The sequence below is a fragment of the Amycolatopsis sp. NPDC023774 genome (genome assembly GCF_040639695.1).
Lineage (GTDB): Bacteria > Actinomycetota > Actinomycetes > Mycobacteriales > Pseudonocardiaceae > Amycolatopsis.
On sequence record NZ_JBFAAJ010000014.1, the window covers coordinates 37,124 to 53,490 of the forward strand.

A 16,367-nucleotide genomic window follows, 5' to 3' on the forward strand; every position below is an offset into this window, starting at 1 on the left:
GGCCGGCGCCGGAAGTCGCCCGAACCGGTGTGGCCGTACTCGCCGGTCGGTGAGCGGGTTCGCGGCCTGCCAGGTCGGCGCGGATGACGGACACGGGACACCCCCGGCGGCGGTTGGAGGTCCGGGTCGGCGAGGTCGACGGGGTCCGGACGCCGCTGGTGAACGGCGGATCCTCGGGCCCGACCTTGAAGCGCACACGGTGCGCCGCCGGGGAAAGGGATCCGGATGTGCTACTCGGGTGGGCGCAGCCCGCTGCGCCCGCCCGAGGTGGGGTTGGAGCTGTTCGACGAGCGGCCGCGGGCGCCGTTGTGCCGGGGTTCGCGGGCCGAGGATCCGGTGGTGATCTCCGCGCGGGTCGAGCGGGGAGAACGCGGGCTGGGGCGCGCCGCACGACGCGGTGGTGTGGGCGGGCTGAGGTCCGGCGGTGGGACGGCCTGACGCCGCCGGAGGTGGTGCGGTTCGATCCCGGGCAGTACTTCGGAGGAGCTGACGCGCGCGGACGTCGACCGGCCGGGGTTGCCGGGCAGTGGGGTTCGGCTTGCTCGGCGGGCGGGCCGGACGATCGGCGACGACGGCGAGGTGGAGATCTCCGTGGTCGGACCCGCGGCCGGCACTACCTCGGGTTCGGCTGCAATCCCGAGGCGATCCTGGGGGCGAGGCCGGCCGGATCCTCGACCGCCTCGAGGACCTGCACCCCGAACGGCCGCCGGCGACGGTGCGCTCGACCGGGGTGTAGCGGCCGGTGGTGGTGCTCCCGCACGGGGAAGCACCACCACCGGCTCTCACAACGTCGGCGAACGCCCTTCGAACGGCGTCGACAGCACCACCGTCGTCCGGGTCGACACCTTGGCCGCTTCCCGGATCCGCCGCAGCAGGTCCTCCAGCCCGAGCGGCGAGGCGACCCGGACCAGCAGGATGTACGACTCGTCCCCCGCGACCGAGTAGCAGGACTCGATCTCCGTGATGTGCTGGATGCGCTGCGGGTAGTCGTCGGGGGCGGCCGGGTCGTTGGGGGTCAGTGAGATCAGCGCGGTGAGAGGAAGGCCGATCTGCTCGCCGTCGAGGCGAGCGGTGTAGCCGAGGATCACGCCGCGCTGTTCCAGCCTCCGCACGCGCTGGTGCACGGCCGACACCGACAGCCCGACGCGTTCGGCGAGGTCGGTGAAGCTGCGCCGGCCGTCGGCGGCGAGCTCCTGCACGATGGCCTGGTCGAGTGGCTCGAGCGGGCCGCTCATGCTTCGAGCACGACGAGGTCGTGCGGCCGCGTGTTCACGGCCTCGACGCCGGTCTCGGTGACCACGACGATGTCTTCGATGCGAGCGCCCCAGCGGCCCGGCTGGTAGATGCCCGGCTCGACGCTGAACGCCATGCCCGGCTCCAGCGGCAGGGTGTTGCCGGCGATGATGTAGGGCTCCTCGTGCACGTCGAGGCCGATGCCGTGGCCGGTGCGGTGGATGAAGAACTCGCCGAAGCCGGCGGCGTCGATCACGTCGCGCGCGGCGGCGTCGATGGACTCGGCCGTGGCGCCGGGACGCACGGCGTCGACCGCGGCCTGCTGGGCCCGCTGCAGCACGGCGTAGGTCGAGGCGACGTCGGCGTCGCGTGGTTCGCCGACGGCGTAGGTGCGGGTGGAATCGGAGTTGTAGCCCTCGGGCAGCGGGCCGCCGATGTCGACCACGACCACGTCGCCGCGCTCGATCACGCGATCGGAGACGTCGTGGTGGGGGCTGGCGCCGTTGGGGCCGGAGCCGACGATCACGAAGTCGGCCACGGTGTGGCCCTCCTCGACGATGGCGGCGGCGATGTCGGCGCCCACCTCGGCCTCGGTGCGGCCGGCGCGCAGCCACTCGCCCACGCGGGCGTGCACGCGGTCGATCGCGGCACCCGCGGCGCGCAGCGCGGCGATCTCGGCGGCGTCCTTGCGCATCCGCAGCTCGCGCACGACGGGACCGGCCAGGGTCTGCTCGGCGTCGCCGAGGGCGGCGCGCAGGGCGAGCACGTGCAGGGCCGGGGTGAAGTCGCTGACGGCGACGCGGAGGGCCTTGCCGAGCCGGTCGGCCACGAGCCGGTAGGCGTCGTCGCCGTCGACCCAGGTGAGGACCTCGACGCCGAGCTCGGCGGTGGGCACGTCGGCGTAGCCGGGGGCCTCGAGCTTGGGCACGACGAGCGCGGGCACGCCGTCGGCAGGCACCACGAGGGTGGTGAGGCGCTCGAACGAGCCGCCCGCCTGGCCGAGCAGGTAGCGCAGGTCGGAGCCGGGGGCGATGAGCAGGGCGTCGGTGTCCGCGGCGGCGGCCGCCTTCGCTGCGCGGTCGAGGCGGGCGCGGAGCGCGGCGGCGTCCGGGGCGGGCGTGTGGAGGGATCGGCGCGACATGCGGCTGAGCCTAGTACCGGCGCGCGCGGCGGCCCCTCACCCGGGCGGAGCCGGAGTTTCGAACAGTGGCGGCAACGCCGTGAGCATCAACGCGGACCAGACCACATGGGTCACCAGCGGCGCCTGAATGCCGCCGGAGGCGCGCCGTTGCAGCCCGAACAGCGTCCCCATCACGATCGACGCCAGCACCAGTGCCGGGTTGCGAGTGGCCACGGTGGACAGTGCGTACACCGCCGTCGAGGTCGCCACCGGCGCGCGCCTCACGGAGCCTTGGAGGGCGCCGCGGAAGAAGACCTCCTCGGCGGCGCCGGTGATCAGCGTCGTCGCGTAGACGGCCGGCCCTGAACCGCGGTCGGCGTAGGCGAGCACGCCCGCGATCGCCCGCGACAACGGCGGGATGCGGCGGGCCACCAGCGCACAGCCGTAGAACGCGCCGAACGCGCCGACGGCGACCGCCACCGGTCCGGCGACGGGATGGCGCGAGGTGCCCCGCGGCGGTGGTCCTGCCGCCAGACCGCCCGCGACCCACGCGGCGGCGACGGCGCCGGTGCGCCCGTGGAAGCGGGCCGAACCGGGAGGCGTCGAAAGGGACCACCCGAGCAGTCCGGTGCCGGCCGCGGTGACCAGCCCGAGCAGCGAGCGCCGCATCACGCCGCCCGCGCGCGTTCGGCCAGTGCCGCCAGAGCCGCAGAGTCGTAGTCCATGGGCTCGAACGGTACGACGTCGCGGATCGCGGGGTCGCGCACGACCACCTCGTTGGCCATGGAGTCGATGAGCGTGCGGCCGGTGGCCACGTCGACATCGGTCACCAGTGCGAGCCAGTACGACGACAGCCGCGGCGAAAGCAGCGGCACGGGCACGATCAGCGGGCTGCGGCCCTCGATCCGGGCCAGCCGCCTCAGCATGTCCAGGTAGGCCAGCTGTTCGCTGCCGCCGATCTCGAACGTGCGGCCTTTCGCGGCCGGCGCGTCGAGCACGCCGACGAGGTAGCGCACGACGTCGGCGATCGCGATCGGCTGGGCTCGGGTGGCGGCCCAGCGTGGCGTGATCATCGCGGGCAGGTGCTCCACGAGCTGGCGGGTGATCTCCCACGAGATGCCGCCGTGGCCGATCACGATGCCGGCGCGCAGCACGGTCACGGGCACGCCGGTGCCGGCGAGCAGGTGCTCGACGTGGCGGCGGCTGCGCAGGTGGGCGGACAGGTCGTCGGAGTCGTCGCCGAGGCCGCCGAGGTAGACGATGCGGCCGGTTCCGGCGGTGCGCGCGGCGACGGCGAAAGCGCGGGCCGCGGCGGCGTCCCGGCGTTCGAAGTCGCGCGCGTCCAGGGCGTGCACGAGGTAGTAGGCGGCGTCGACGCCAGCGAGGGCCTTTTCCAGGGAGCGGGTGTCCTCGACGTCGCCGTGCACCGCGGTCCCCGCGCCGCTGTAGGTGGCCGGGTTGCGAGTCATCGCGCGCACGTCGTAGCCCGCTTCGACCAGCGCCTCGGCGAGGCGGCTCCCGACGAACCCCGACGCCCCGGTGACCAGTACGCGCACGCCCACTCCCCTTCTCCCGTTCCGGGAGGGGTACCCGGGACGCGGCGGTGGAAACCGGACGGCGCGTCAGGCGGGGTGCCGCGCGGGCAGACGTGGCAGGCTGGGCGCGTGACCGGACCACTCGCCCTCCTCGACTCCGCGAGCCTGTACTTCCGCTCGTACTACGCGCTGCCCGACTCGATGACCGCGCCCGACGGGACGCCGGTCAACGCCGTGCGCGGGTTCACCGACACGCTGGCGCGCATTCTCACCGACCGGCGCCCGTCGCGGCTGGTGGCGTGCCTGGACGCGGACTGGCGGCCGAAGTTCCGCACCGACCTGCTGCCCAGTTACAAAGCGCACCGGGTGGCCGTGCCGGGGCACGGCGAGGGTGAGGCCGACGTGGAGGAGGTGCCCGACACGCTCACGCCGCAGGTGCCGGTGATCCTCGACGTGCTGGCCGCGTTCGGGTTCGCCACGGCCGAGGCGGCGGGCTTCGAGGCCGACGACGTGATCGGCGCGCTGGCCACCCGCGAGCAGGACGCGCCGGTCGAGGTCATCACCGGTGACCGCGACCTGTTCCAGCTCGTGCGCGCGACGCCGACGCCGGCGTCGGTGGTGTACGTGGGCAAGGGCTGGGCGAAGGCCGAGGTGCTGGGGCAGGCCGAGATCGCCGGGCGCTACGGCGTGCCGGCCGATCACGCGGGCCCCGCCTACGCCGACATGTCCGCGTTGCGCGGCGACCCGTCCGACGGGCTGCCGGGTGTGGCCGGGATCGGGGAGAAGACCGCGGCGAAGCTCATCACGCAGTTCGGGTCGCTGGAAGAGCTGATCGCGGCCGCGCAGTCAGGTGACTCGCGGCTGCCGCTGAAGACGCGGCTGCGCCTCAAAGATGCGGCCGACTACCTCGCCGTGGCCCCCACCGTGGTGCGGGTCGCCGTGGACGCGCCGGTGGTGCAGTCCGGGCCCGACGCCGTGCCGACGAGCCCCGCGGACCCGGACCGGGTCGCGAAGCTGGCCGAGCAGTGGAACCTGGGCCGTTCGGTCGAACGACTGTTGGCGGCGCTGCCGAAGGCGTGAGCGCGGCTCAGAAGTACGTGCCGCACCACGGCCGCGTGTCCGTGGCGAACAAGGTGTCGGCGCGGCCGAGCGCCGCCGGGTTGACCGCGGTGATCCGGCCGGCCTGCGCGAGCGTCGAGGCGCGCCACTCGCCGAGGTAGAGCATGGCGAGGGTGTCGGCGTCGAGGTACAGGTCCGCGGCTGCGTCGGTGCGCTCGGTTCCGTCGGGACCGACGCGGTAGCGGCCGCGGTTGGCCGGCAGGAGCCGATCGTCCACTTCGAACACGACGGGTTCGCCCGTGCCGTAGGTGCGGGCGGCGAGTGCACCGGCGACGTCGACCAGCCGCAGCCACAGGTCGTCTTCCACCTCGGTGGTGCGGGCGCGGTGCGGGTCGGTGAGCAGCACCGAGAGGGGTTCGTCGACCGGGCGGAAGCGGGAGCTCACGGTGGCGACGAGGTCGATCGAGAGCAGAAACCGCCACAGCGCGGCGATGGCCTCGGGATTCGCGCCGTGCAGGTCGCGGACCTCCAGCAGCGCACCGCGTTCAGGATCCGCGATGGTGGTCTGGTCCACGCCCTTGAACATCACGAACGCGTCATCCTCACCGTCCGGTCCGGTGTGGACGGCCGCCCGGAATCCGCCTTCACGGCTCAGCCGGCGGTTGAGGGCGATGGGCCACCAGACGTCGGGGCGGGCGATCATGCCCGGTCGGTGCAGCCCGATCCGTTGGTACAGCGCGGGAAGCTGTGCGCGGGCCTCGTCGGTGTCGAGCAGCCGGACGGCGCCACCGGCTTCGGCGCCCACGCGCAGCCGCGCGGGGTGGTCGACGCGGACAGTGGCGCCGGAGGTGGCGATGCCGTAGCCGAAGCGGCCGTAGATCACGGCTTCGCTCGCGTGCAGGCACGCCAGCGTGGTGCCGCGTTCGGCGAGGTCGTTCAGCTGTGCGCTCATCAGCGTGGTGACGACGCCGCGGCGGGTCCAGTCGGCGCGCACGCCGACGCCGTCGACCGCCGTGGCGGGCAGGACCGCACCGCCGGGGACGGCGATCGTGGTGGCGAAACCGCTGGTGATCCCGATCGGACGGTCGTCGGCGAACGCGGCGAACTTACCGGGCGCGGCCCAGCAATCGCCGACCTGCGCCCACGTCTCGTCCGAGGCCAGGGGGCTGTGCAGTGCTTGCCCCAGCAGGTCGAAGGTGGGCCGGCGCTCGTCGTCGGTGATCGGGCGTACCACGAAGTCGGTCATGCCGCGATCCAACCAAGCCCGCGGTCCGGGTGCCACGCGTTTTCCTCCGGCGCGCTACTTCGGGGCGTCGACGCGGTAGTCGCCCGCGGTGCCGGTGACCGTGATGGGCACGTGCTTCTCTTCGCCCGCGATGTCCACCACGCACTGGAACGTAGAGCCGTCGGTCACGGCCTGGCGGTCCGGGCAGCTGACCTCGCCGACGCCGTCGATCCGGTAGGTGTCGGCGAGGATCTTGGTGACAGCGGCGTCCATGGCTTTCGCGTCGAACACACGTCCAGGCCCGGTGACCGGCGCCGGCGCCGCGCCCGAACTGCCCGCCGGCGTATCCGAAGGCGCGGTGGTGGACGGCGTCACCGTGACGGTCTTGACGGGCGCCGCCGGGTCGGGTTTGGTCGAACAGCCGGTGGCGAGCAGCATTCCGAGGCCGCACAGACCCAGCACCAGCACGGCACGCATTCCCGCTCCTGTCCCCCGATGCCCGGTTCAGGGCCCTTGGTCAAGATCAGAAGAAAGTACCGCACCACGACGCGCGGCGCGTGCCGAACAATGTGTCCACGTGAGACGCCGCGGTGTCGTCGAGGACCTCGACGCGGCCGGTGTCGGCCAGGGCCGAGGCGCGCCACGCTCCGAAGTAGAGCATCGCGAGCGAGGCGGCGTCGAGCCGCAGGGCGGGTGCAGCGTCGGTGCGTTCGGCGCCGTCGGGGCTGATGCGGTAGCAGCCGTCGTTGGCCGGCAGCAGCGAGTCGGTCACTTCGAGGACCACCGATTCGCCCGGGCCGTAGGTGCGGGCGGCGAGTGCGGCGGGCGCGTCGATCACGCGCAGCCACGTCTCGTCCTCGACACCCGTGACCTTCACCGCGCGTGGGTCGGTGAAGAGCAGCTCGACGGGTTCGTCGACGGGCCGGACGATCACGGAGATGTCGTCGACGAGATCCACCGACAGCAGGAACCGCCACAGGCCCGCGAACGCGGCGGGGTTCGTGTAATGGAACTCGAAGACCGTGAGTTTCTGCCGGTCGCCCTCGCCGCGTTCGACGTGGTAAACGAGGTAGCCGTCGACGCCGTCCGGACCGCGGTGCACCGCGGTCTCGACGGGGCTGTCGGAGCGGCGGGCCTGGTTCTCGTTCATGGGCCAGTAGTGCGCGGGCCGCGTGATCATGCCGGGCCGCGCGGTGCCGGTGGCGGCGTAGAGGTCGGGCCAGTGCAGCAGAGCCTGCTCGAGGCCGAACACGCTGACTTCGCCGCCGACGGGCACTTCCGGGCGCAGCTGCGCGTGCCGGCGGTCGACGACGAGGTTGCGGCTGAGGGTGGCGACCCCGTAGCCGTACCGGCCGTAGATCGCGCCTTCGGTGGCGTGCAGCGATGCCAGCACCACGTCGCGTTCGGCGAAGTCCTGCAGCTGCGCGGCCTGCAGGGCGCTGAGCACCCCGCGGCGGGTGCGGCCGGCGCGGACGCCGACCCCGGTCACCGCGGCGAGCGGCACCCGCGCGCCGCCGGGGAGGACGACCTCGTGGTCGGCGGCGCGCACGGTACCGATCAGCTCGGGGTCGAACGCGGCGAACACGCGCGACTCCAGCAGCGCCTTGCTGATCCGATCCCACTCCTCGTCGCTGCCGGCCTTGACGTGCAGCGCGCCCCGGAACAGGTTCCAGGCCGCGCGCTGCTCGTCGGCGGAGGACAGGAGTCGTACGGTGTGGTCGCTCATGCCGCGATCATCCTGTGGCCCGCGGGGTGCGGGCCACCGATTTTCCCGGCTTCACTTTTCAGGCTCGATCACTGCGCTGATCACTGGGCCGCGGGCGGCGAGACCTCGTAGTTGCCGTCGCTGCCCTTGACCGTGATCGGGACCTGCTGCGGCTTGCCGTTGATGGTCGCGGTGCACTCGAACTTGGCGCCGTCCTCGACCTTCTGCTCGGCCGGGCAGGTGACGCCGGTGACACCTTCGATCTTGTAGGTGTCGGTGAGCAGCTTCGCGACGTCGGTCTGCATCTGGGTGTTGTTGAAGACCTCGGTCTTGAAGAAGCCGGGGGCGACGAACCCGAGGATCGCGACCACGGCCACCACGACGATCAGCGCGCCGATGCCGATGAACAGGCCGCGCTTGGACTTCGGTCCTTCACCGGTGTCACCGACGGTCTGGGTGACGGCGGTGGCCTGGCCGTAGTCGTACTGGTTGCCGGCGGGCTGGCCGTAGGGCTGCTGAGCCTGCGGGCCCGTCTGCGGCTGGCCGTACAGCGGCTGCTGCTGCGGGCCGCTCTGCGGGTAGCCGCCGGGCTGCTGCCCGTACTGCTGGGGCGGTTGCTGCCGGTTCGGGTCGTAGGGCTGGCCATACTGCTGCGGGGGCGGCTGCTGGCCCCACTGCGGCTGCTGTGGCGACTGCGGAGGCTGCTGCTGGGGGTAGCCGCCGGGCTGCTGGCCGTACTGGGGCGGCTGCTGGGGCTGGACCCACTGCGTCGGCTGCGAGTCGTAGGGCTGCTGGGGTTGTTGGGGCTGCTGGCCGTACTGCTGCGGGTTGTAGGGCTGCTGTTGCTGCTCCTGCGGCCCGCTCGGCGGGTAGGCGCCGCCCGGCTGTTGCCCGTATTGCGGCTGCTGCCCGTACTGGGGCTGCTGCTGCGGGTCGTTGCCGCCATACGGCGTGCTCATCGTTCGCCTCCGCCTTGATTGCCTGCGGCAGTGACCTCCTCGCGAGGAGCCGCTGCCCACGGTGTCGAGCGCGATCCAACCACAGGTCGGGGCCGAGCACACGCGTCCACGCGCACCCTGTCCGAGCGGTGACCTCGACCTGCCCGCGAACGCCCTGCGGCCGAGGCACACGCTTCAGGCAAAACAGTCACGCGCCACCGGCCGCGACGACGCCGCGGCGCAGCGCTCGCACGGCTTCCGCGGCGGCGGCGCCGACCGGGTCGGCTTTGCCGAGGACGTCGCGGATCTGGTCGAGCAGGTCGATCACCTGGCGTGACCAGCGGACGAAGTCGCCGGCGGACAGCTCCTGGCCGTTGGTCTCGGCGGCGGTGAGGACCTTCTCGAGCGATTCGCCGCGGGCCCACCGGTAGACCGGCCACGCGAAACCCGCGTCGGGTTCGCGGGTGCGGTCGAGGTGGTGGCGGCGTTCGTCCTCGGTGAGGTCGACCCACAGCTTGGTGGTCTCTTCCCAGGCCTTGGGCACGGAGCCACCGGGCAGGCGTGGCTCCCCCGCCGTGTCGCGGCGGGCCTCGAACACGAGCGTGGAGACGACGGCGGCGAGCTCGGCGGCGCCGAGGCCTTCCCACACGCCGTGGCGGATGCATTCGGCCGCGAGCAGGTCGGACTCGCTGTAGAGGCGGGCGAGGCGGTGGCCGTGTTCGGTGACGCGGTCCTCGCCGGTGCCGGGGCCGAGGTAGCCGCGTTCGCCGAGCAGCGCGAGGATCCGGTCGAACGCGCGGGCCAGCGAGTGAGTGGTGGCGGCGACCTTGCGTTCGAGCTGCTCGGTCTCGGCCTGCAGCCGCTGGTAGCGCTCGACCCACCGCAAGTTGGCCTCGCGTTCGGCCAGGCCGTGGCAGGGGTGGGCGCGCAGGGCGCGCCGCAAGGCGTTGAGCTCCGCGTCGTCGCCCTGGCTTGTGCGGCGCCGCTGGCGTCCGGGCAGGGCGATGCCGGAGTCGCGCAGCGCCGAGGCGATGTCGCGGCGGGTCTTGGGTGAGCGAAGCTCGAGGTGCTTGGGCAGACGGATGCGGCCGAGCGGCTCGACCGGGGCCGGGAAGTCGGCGACCGACAGGGGCCCGGACCAGCGGTCTTCGGTGACGACCACGGGCCGCGGCTCGCGGATCGGGTCCAGGCCCGGGTCGACGACCACGGCCAGGCCCGCGCGGCGCCCGGCGGGCACGGCGATGACGTCGCCCTTGCGCAGCTTCTCCAGCGATTCGGCGGTGCCGGCGCGGCGGGTGGCGGTGTTCTGCCGGGAGAGCGTCTTCTCGCGGGCGGAGATCTTGGCGCGCAGCTCGACGTATTCGAGCATCTCGTCGAACTCGCCGGTGACCGCGCGGGCGTAGCCGGAGAGGGCTTCCTTGTTGCGGTCGATGCGCCGGGAGGTGCCGACCACGGACCGGTCGGCCTGGAACTGGGCGAACGACTGTTCCAGCAGCTCACGGGCGGAGTCGGCGCCGACCTGGGCGACGAGGTTCACGGCCATGTTGTAGCCGGGCCGGAACGACGAGCGCAGCGGATACGTGCGGGTGGAGGCGAGGCCGGCGACCTGTTTCGGGTCGACGCCGGGCTGCCACGCGACCACGGCGTGGCCCTCGACGTCGATGCCGCGGCGCCCGGCGCGGCCGGTGAGCTGCGTGTACTCGCCGGGGGTGAGGTCGACGTGAGCTTCGCCGTTGTACTTGACCAGCCGTTCCAGCACCACGGTGCGGGCGGGCATGTTGATGCCCAGCGCGAGGGTCTCGGTGGCGAACACGACCTTGACCAGGCCGCGGAGGAACAGCTCTTCGACGGTCTCCTTGAACGCGGGCAGCAGGCCCGCGTGGTGGCCGGCGAAGCCGCGTTCCAGCGCTTCGCGCCACTCCCAGTAGCCGAGGACGCCCAGGTCGCCCTCGGGCAGGTCGGCGGTGCGCTCGGCGACGATGCGGCGGATCTCCTCGACCTGCTCGGGTCCGTTGAGCCGCAGGCCGGAGCGCACACACTGCGCGACGGCGGCGTCGCAGCCGGCGCGGGAGAAGATGAACACGATCGCGGGCAGCAGCCCCGCCGCGTCGAGGCGCTCGACGACGTCGACGCGCGAGGGCGGGCGGAACCGCTGTGGGCGGGGCGCGCCGCGGCGGCCGCCACGGTAGCCGCGCATCGAGGCGGGCGCGAAGCGGCCGAGTTCTTCGGCGCGGCGCAACAGGCCGGGGTTGATGCTCAGCTCGGCGTTCGGGTCGGCTTCGTCCTGGCCGGCGAACAGGTCCATCAGGCGGTTGCCGACGAGCATGTGCTGCCACAGCGGCACGGGCCGGTGCTCGTCGACGACGACGGTGGTGTCGCCGCGGACCTCGACGAGCCATTCGCCGAACTCCTCGGCGTTGCTCACGGTGGCCGAGAGCCCGACGACACGGACGTGTTCGGGCAGGTGGAGGATCACTTCCTCCCACACGGCGCCACGGAAGCGGTCGGCGAGATAGTGGACCTCGTCCATCACGACGTAGCCGAGCTCGGGGATCGCGGAGCTGCCGGCGTAGAGCATGTTGCGCAGCACCTCGGTGGTCATCACGACCACCTGCGCGTTGCCGTTGATGGAGGTGTCCCCGGTGAGCAGGCCGACGGCGTCGCTGCCGTAGCGGGCGACGAGGTCGGCGTACTTCTGGTTGGACAGCGCCTTGATGGGCGTGGTGTAGAAGCATTTGCGACCTTCGGCGAGCGCCAGGTGCACGGCGAACTCGCCGACCACGGTCTTGCCGGCGCCGGTGGGCGCGCACACGAGCACGCCGTGGCCGTCTTCGAGAGCCTCGCAGCCGCGGACCTGGAAGTCGTCGAACTCGAACGACACTTCGCCGGCGAAACGCGTCAGCTGGGGGTACTTGCTGCGGCGGCGTGAGACCGCATAGGCCTCGGCCGGGGAAGGTGAAGGGCTAGTGGCCACCCCGTCAGGGTTCCACACGGCACCGACAGTCCGCACGCGGCGTGCCGACCGGTGTGTGGCCGGGCGGTTACGGGGCGACGACGGTGAGCGCGGCGGGCACGCAGGTGGCGGTGACGGGGGTCCTGCCCTGGGATTCGCCGTCGGCGTAGGCGGGCCAGCCGGGGTCGGCACTGGTTTCGACAGTCAGTTTCCGGGTGCGCAGGGTGCGGACGGCGGGGTGGTCGACGTGGGCGCCGGTGCGCAGGCCGGGCAGCAGGCGCAGCAGCTGCAGGCGGCCTGCGGCGCCGATCACGGTGACGTCGAACAGCCCGTCGTCGGGGGTGGCCTGGGGGCAGATGGGGACGCCACCGCCGTAGTACGGGGTGTTGCCGACGGCGACGAGGGTGGCGTCGAGCTCGAGGGTGCCGTCGTCGGTGTGGAGGATGACGGGGCGGGGGCGGAAGGCGGTGAGCTCGGCGAGGATCGCGACGTCGTAGCGGCGGGGTCCGGCGGGCCGGCGGAGTCTGTTGGCGCGGGCGTTGACGGCGGCGTCGAAGCCGGAGCACAGGACGGTGGCGAACCACGAGCCACCCACCGCGCCCCCGTCGACACGGCCGAGGTCGAGCCGGCGGCGGGTGCCGGCTCGCAGGGCTTCGGCGAGGGTGTCGGCGGCGGTGAGGGCGTCGGGTGGGCTGCCGAGGGCGCGGGCGAAGTCGTTGCCGGTGCCGGAGGGGACGAGGCCGAGGGCGACGTCGTGCTCGGCGCAAAATTGCACGCCTTGGTGCGCGGCGCCGTCGCCGCCGAGGACGATGAGCACGTCGAGGCTCTCGGCGTGGGCGGAGCGCATGAGGGCGCGGGACTCGTCGACGCCGGTGGCGACGAGGACGTCGAGCCGGTCCACGGCCGGGCGCAGCCGGGCGGCCACCCTGTCCGCGATGCGGGCGGCGGCTCCGTGGCCGGAGCCCGGGTGGACGGCGAGCGCCGCGTTGAGCCCCATCCGGTGACTCAGGTGATGTCGTCGGTCGAGCGGCTGCGCGGCGAGGTCGCGGGCTCGTCTTCCTCGACGGTGCTCGGCGTGTAGTCGAACGGCGCGGCTTCGTCGTCGGCCAGTTTGTCCCAGCCCTCGTCCTGGCGGACCTTGTCGCGTTTGCGGTCGTGGAAGCGCGCGATCTGGATGGCGATCTCGAACAGCACGGTGAGCGCGGCGGCGAGGCCGAGCATGGAGAACGGGTCGGAGCCGGGGGTGGCGAAGGCGGCGAACACGAACAGGGCGAACAGGATGCCGCGGCGCCAGCGCTTGAGCTGCTGGTACTTGACGACGCCGACGAGGTTGAGCATCACCACGATGAGCGGGAGCTCGAAACTGACGCCGAAGATGACCAGCAGCGACAGGATGAACGAGATGTACTTGTCCGCGGTGAGGGCGGTGATGAACTGGTCCTGGCCGAGGCCGGCGAGCAGGGCCAGCGCGTGGGGCACGAGCAGGTAGGCCAGTACCGCGCCCGCCGCGAACAGCACCGAGGCGAACCCGACGAAGGTGAGCGCGTACTTGCGTTCCTTGGAGTACAGGCCCGGGGCGATGAACGCCCAGAACTGGTAGAGCCAGAACGGCGAGAGGACCACGGCACCGGCGGCCACGCCGACCTTGAGCCGAACCATGAACACCTCGAACGGCTGTGTCGCCAGCAGCCGGCACGTGCCCTGGTCGCCGCCGAACCGCTGGGAGGCGGGGATGGCGCAGTACGGGCCGTTCATGATGTTGCCGAGCGACGGGATCGGGCCGAGGTGTTGTTCGAACCAGATCCAGCCGAAGATGCCGCCGATGACGATGAACAGAAGGGCGAACCCGAGCCGGCGCCGGAACTCGTAGACGTGCTCGATGAGCGTCATCGTGCCGTCGGGGTTTTTCCGGCGGCTGCGGCGGCCTCGGGTGGTGCGGCCCGCGCCTGTGCCGTTGGCGGCTTCCGCCACTGGTCGTTCCGTTCTCGTCGTAGCCCACCGGAGCGCGCTGGGAGTTCAGCGCGCTCCGTGGACCGGGGACCGGGTGGTGTGGTCGGGCCTCAGCTGGCGTTCTTCTGCGGCTGCTCGGTGGCGGCCTGCTGCTTCTTCAGCTCGTCGAGCTGGCGCTGGAGGTCGGCGACCTGCTGGTCCTGGGCCGGGGTGGTGGTCGCCTGCGGCAACTGCCGGGTCTCGACCTGCTCGGTCTCGTCCTTGTGCTCGCCGGTGAGGTCCTTGGTCTCGGCCTTGAAAATCTTCATGGACTTGCCGATGGAGCGGGCGGCGTCCGGAAGCCTCTTGGCCCCGAACAGCAGAACCACGACGAGCACCAGGATGATGATGTGCCACGGCTGCAGCGCGTTCATGGCGGTGGCCTCCTTGTTTCTTTAGTCGTTGCCGATGTTACTGGGTTCCGGTGCGTCGCGGCGCTGCGCCACGGCCACGCGAAGTGCTGCGGACCGGGCGCGGAGGAGTCCGGTCCGGTCCTGGGTGTTCGTAGCCACCATGCTCAGGGTGCGGCGGAACTGGCGCAAGACTCTGATCGTCCGTACTGACAAGACGATCAGGACGAGCAGGCCGGCCGCGAGCACTACGTAAGCGGGCAGGTACGACACGTGGGTTACCTTAACGGCCGTAGGTTGACGGTAGGTGACGGGATCGGGCCACCGCGTCGGCCGCTCGCCGTCGAACCGCGTCAGCCAATGTGACGGGGCTCTCCACCAGCGCGTCTCCGGCCAGTCCGAGGACCAACCGGACCATCCAGGACTCGTCCGCGTAGCGCATCCGGATGCGCAGCCGCCCGCCGTCGAGCTCCGCGAGCTCTTCGCACGGGTAGTACTCCGCGACCCAGCGCGCGTCGGGGTCGAGCACGAGCTCGGCCTCGCACTGGTCGGGCCGCGCGGAGAACACCCCGTCGGACAGGTCGGTGGGCCGCGCGTGCGCCGGGGGCGCGGCGGGTTCGTCGAGCACAGTCAGCTCGTCGATGCGGTCGAGCCGGAACAGGCGCACGTCCTCGACGCGGCGGCACCAAGCTTCGAGGTAGCCGACGGCCTGCACGATGAGCAGCCGCATCGGGTCCACGGTGCGCTCGGTCATCTGGTCCTTGGACGCGGTGTAGTAACGCATCCGCAGGGCCCGGCCGGCCTGCAGCGCGGCCGCGACCTGCTCACGCGTCTTCGCGGCACGCTTGCCCTCGCGCACGCCGCCGCCGACCACGACGCCGGCCGGCTGGGCCTGGCCCGCGGCATCCTCGATCTTGGCGCCTGCGCGGCGCACGGCGTCGCCGTCGACCACGCCGGGGGTGTCGGCGAGCGCGCGCAGGGCCACGAGCAGGGCGGTGGCCTCACCGCCGGTGAGGCGCAGGGGGCGGCTCATGCCGGCGTCGTGGGTGACGACGATGGTGTCGCCTTCGAAGGACAGGTCGATGAGGTCGCCCGGGCCGTAGCCGGGCAGGCCGCACATCCACAGCAGTTCGAGGTCTTTGCGCAGCTGGCGTGGCGTGACGTCGAAGTCGTGGGCGGCCTCGTCGACACGCACGCCCGGGCGCGCGAGCAGGTAGGGCACGAGCGCGAGCAGGCGCGGCATGCGTTCGGCGGAGCCGCTCATCGGCCGCTCCCCTGCTCGGCGCGGGCGAGGACGGCTTCGAGACGGTGCTGCACCGATTTGGCGAGCACGTCGGGTTCGAGCACGAGCACGTCGGGTCCCTGGGCGGCGATCCAGTCGGCGGCCGACTCGGGGAAGTACAGGCCGATCTCGATGAGGTCGCCGTCGGTGCCGTCGATCGTGTCGCGGCCGACGACCTGGCCGCGGCGGCGCACGCCCGCGGCGCGCCCGTCCGCGACCCACAGGCGGGCGGTGGTGACGGGGCTGGGTTCCTCGCCGCCGCCGGTGACCGACACGAGCTGGAGCAGGTTCACGCCCTCGGGCCGGGTCACCGCGCCCGGTTCGCCGATCGGGGTCACTTTGCCCGTGACGCGGGAAAGCCGGAAGCAGCGGGTGGCGCCGCGGTCACGGTCGTGCCCGACGACGTACCAGCGAGCGCGCCAGGACACGACGCCCCACGGCTCGAGTTCGCGCATGCGGCGTTCCGGCGAGCCGCTGCGGCGGTACTCGAAGCGCACGGCCTGGCCGTTCTGCACGGCGGCGAGCAGCGGCCCGAACGCCGGTTCGGCGCGCACGCGGGGTTCGATCACGGTGGGTGCCTGGTCGTCGACCTCAACGCCGGCGGCGCGCAGCTTCACGAGCGCGCCCTGGGCCTGCCCGGTCAGCTCCGGCGAGTCCCACAGGCGCACGGCGAGGCCGACGGCGGCCGCTTCGTCGGGCGCCAGGTCGATCTCGCCGAGCTCGTAGTCGCGGCGGGCGATGCGGTAGCCCTCGACGGGATCGAAGGCGGAGTTGCGGCCGGTCTCCAGGGGGATGCCGAGCTCCCGCAGCTCCGTTTTGTCGCGTTCGAACGTGCGGAAGAAGGCCTCGTCGCTGGCCGCGTCGGCGTACCCGGGCACGATTCCGCGGATCCGCTCGGCGGTGAGGTACTGCCGGGTGGACAGCAGGGCGAGCACGAGGTTGACCAGCCGTTCGGCGCGTGCGGTGGACACCTGTACA

The 16,367-nt window shown here is 72.5% G+C and carries 17 protein-coding genes; 2 read left to right on the forward strand and 15 right to left on the reverse strand.

The features are described from left to right. The first annotated feature begins 225 nt into the window (after positions 1 to 225). Entirely contained in the window at positions 226 to 438 is a 213-nt protein-coding gene (locus AB0F91_RS26355; protein WP_360601490.1) for a hypothetical protein, read from the forward strand. Between the two features lie 344 nt (positions 439 to 782). Here the strand turns inward: AB0F91_RS26355 and AB0F91_RS26360 are convergent, their stop codons facing one another. The 4 genes from AB0F91_RS26360 to AB0F91_RS26375 are packed head-to-tail and all read right to left on the reverse strand — an operon-like array spanning position 783 to position 3,909. Continuing rightward, positions 783 to 1,235, reverse strand: coding sequence for an Lrp/AsnC family transcriptional regulator (locus AB0F91_RS26360; protein ID WP_009078207.1), 453 nt, complete (start codon positions 1,233 to 1,235; stop codon positions 783 to 785). After that, complete coding sequence (locus AB0F91_RS26365; protein WP_360601492.1) at positions 1,232 to 2,374, reverse strand: Xaa-Pro peptidase family protein; 1,143 nt, start codon at positions 2,372 to 2,374, stop codon at positions 1,232 to 1,234. The genes AB0F91_RS26360 and AB0F91_RS26365 overlap by 4 nt, the downstream gene beginning before the upstream one ends. Before the next feature lie 36 nt (positions 2,375 to 2,410). Then, positions 2,411 to 3,022, reverse strand: coding sequence for a CPBP family intramembrane glutamic endopeptidase (locus AB0F91_RS26370; RefSeq protein ID WP_360601494.1), 612 nt, complete (start codon positions 3,020 to 3,022; stop codon positions 2,411 to 2,413). Continuing rightward, the gene (locus AB0F91_RS26375) at positions 3,022 to 3,909 is read right to left on the reverse strand and encodes an NAD(P)H-binding protein (protein WP_360601496.1); all 888 of its coding nucleotides are present in this window, start codon (positions 3,907 to 3,909) and stop codon (positions 3,022 to 3,024) included. The genes AB0F91_RS26370 and AB0F91_RS26375 overlap by 1 nt, the downstream gene beginning before the upstream one ends. Positions 3,910 to 4,017: 108 nt before the next feature. Between AB0F91_RS26375 and AB0F91_RS26380 the strand changes: the two genes are divergently transcribed. Continuing rightward, the gene (locus AB0F91_RS26380; RefSeq protein WP_360601498.1) at positions 4,018 to 4,968 is read left to right on the forward strand and encodes a 5'-3' exonuclease; all 951 of its coding nucleotides are present in this window, start codon (positions 4,018 to 4,020) and stop codon (positions 4,966 to 4,968) included. A gap of 7 nt (positions 4,969 to 4,975) precedes the next feature. Here AB0F91_RS26380 and AB0F91_RS26385 read toward each other — a convergent pair whose 3' ends face one another. The 11 genes from AB0F91_RS26385 to AB0F91_RS26435 all read right to left on the reverse strand — a co-directional run bounded on the left by AB0F91_RS26385 (position 4,976) and on the right by AB0F91_RS26435 (position 16,360). Further along, entirely contained in the window at positions 4,976 to 6,193 is a 1,218-nt protein-coding gene (locus tag AB0F91_RS26385) for a GNAT family N-acetyltransferase (protein WP_360601500.1), read from the reverse strand. 54 nt (positions 6,194 to 6,247) lie between these two features. Next, on the reverse strand, positions 6,248 to 6,649 hold the full coding sequence (locus AB0F91_RS26390; RefSeq protein ID WP_360601502.1) for a DUF4333 domain-containing protein: 402 nt from the start codon (positions 6,647 to 6,649) through the stop codon (positions 6,248 to 6,250). Between the two features lie 46 nt (positions 6,650 to 6,695). After that, complete coding sequence (locus AB0F91_RS26395; protein WP_360601504.1) at positions 6,696 to 7,898, reverse strand: GNAT family N-acetyltransferase; 1,203 nt, start codon at positions 7,896 to 7,898, stop codon at positions 6,696 to 6,698. 80 nt (positions 7,899 to 7,978) lie between these two features. Then, positions 7,979 to 8,836, reverse strand: coding sequence for a DUF4333 domain-containing protein (locus AB0F91_RS26400; protein ID WP_360601506.1), 858 nt, complete (start codon positions 8,834 to 8,836; stop codon positions 7,979 to 7,981). Positions 8,837 to 9,023: 187 nt separating this feature from the next. After that, positions 9,024 to 11,789 carry a DEAD/DEAH box helicase gene (locus tag AB0F91_RS26405; RefSeq protein WP_360601508.1) on the reverse strand — a complete coding sequence of 922 codons (2,766 nt, stop codon included), beginning with the start codon at positions 11,787 to 11,789 and terminating at the stop codon, positions 9,024 to 9,026. Between the two features lie 67 nt (positions 11,790 to 11,856). After that, complete coding sequence (locus AB0F91_RS26410) at positions 11,857 to 12,765, reverse strand: YegS/Rv2252/BmrU family lipid kinase (protein ID WP_360601512.1); 909 nt, start codon at positions 12,763 to 12,765, stop codon at positions 11,857 to 11,859. Between the two features lie 8 nt (positions 12,766 to 12,773). Further along, entirely contained in the window at positions 12,774 to 13,739 is a 966-nt protein-coding gene (gene tatC, locus AB0F91_RS26415) for a twin-arginine translocase subunit TatC (protein WP_360601514.1), read from the reverse strand. 89 nt (positions 13,740 to 13,828) lie between these two features. Beyond that, the gene (gene tatA, locus AB0F91_RS26420) at positions 13,829 to 14,131 is read right to left on the reverse strand and encodes a Sec-independent protein translocase subunit TatA (protein WP_360601516.1); all 303 of its coding nucleotides are present in this window, start codon (positions 14,129 to 14,131) and stop codon (positions 13,829 to 13,831) included. A gap of 21 nt (positions 14,132 to 14,152) precedes the next feature. Beyond that, entirely contained in the window at positions 14,153 to 14,380 is a 228-nt protein-coding gene (locus AB0F91_RS26425; RefSeq protein WP_360601518.1) for a bacteriophage holin, read from the reverse strand. 10 nt (positions 14,381 to 14,390) lie between these two features. Beyond that, positions 14,391 to 15,371, reverse strand: a complete 981-nt coding sequence (locus tag AB0F91_RS26430) for a WYL domain-containing protein (protein ID WP_360601520.1) — start codon at positions 15,369 to 15,371, stop codon at positions 14,391 to 14,393. Beyond that, entirely contained in the window at positions 15,368 to 16,360 is a 993-nt protein-coding gene (locus tag AB0F91_RS26435) for a WYL domain-containing protein (RefSeq protein ID WP_360601522.1), read from the reverse strand. The genes AB0F91_RS26430 and AB0F91_RS26435 overlap by 4 nt, the downstream gene beginning before the upstream one ends. Between the last annotated feature and the right edge of the window lie 7 nt (positions 16,361 to 16,367).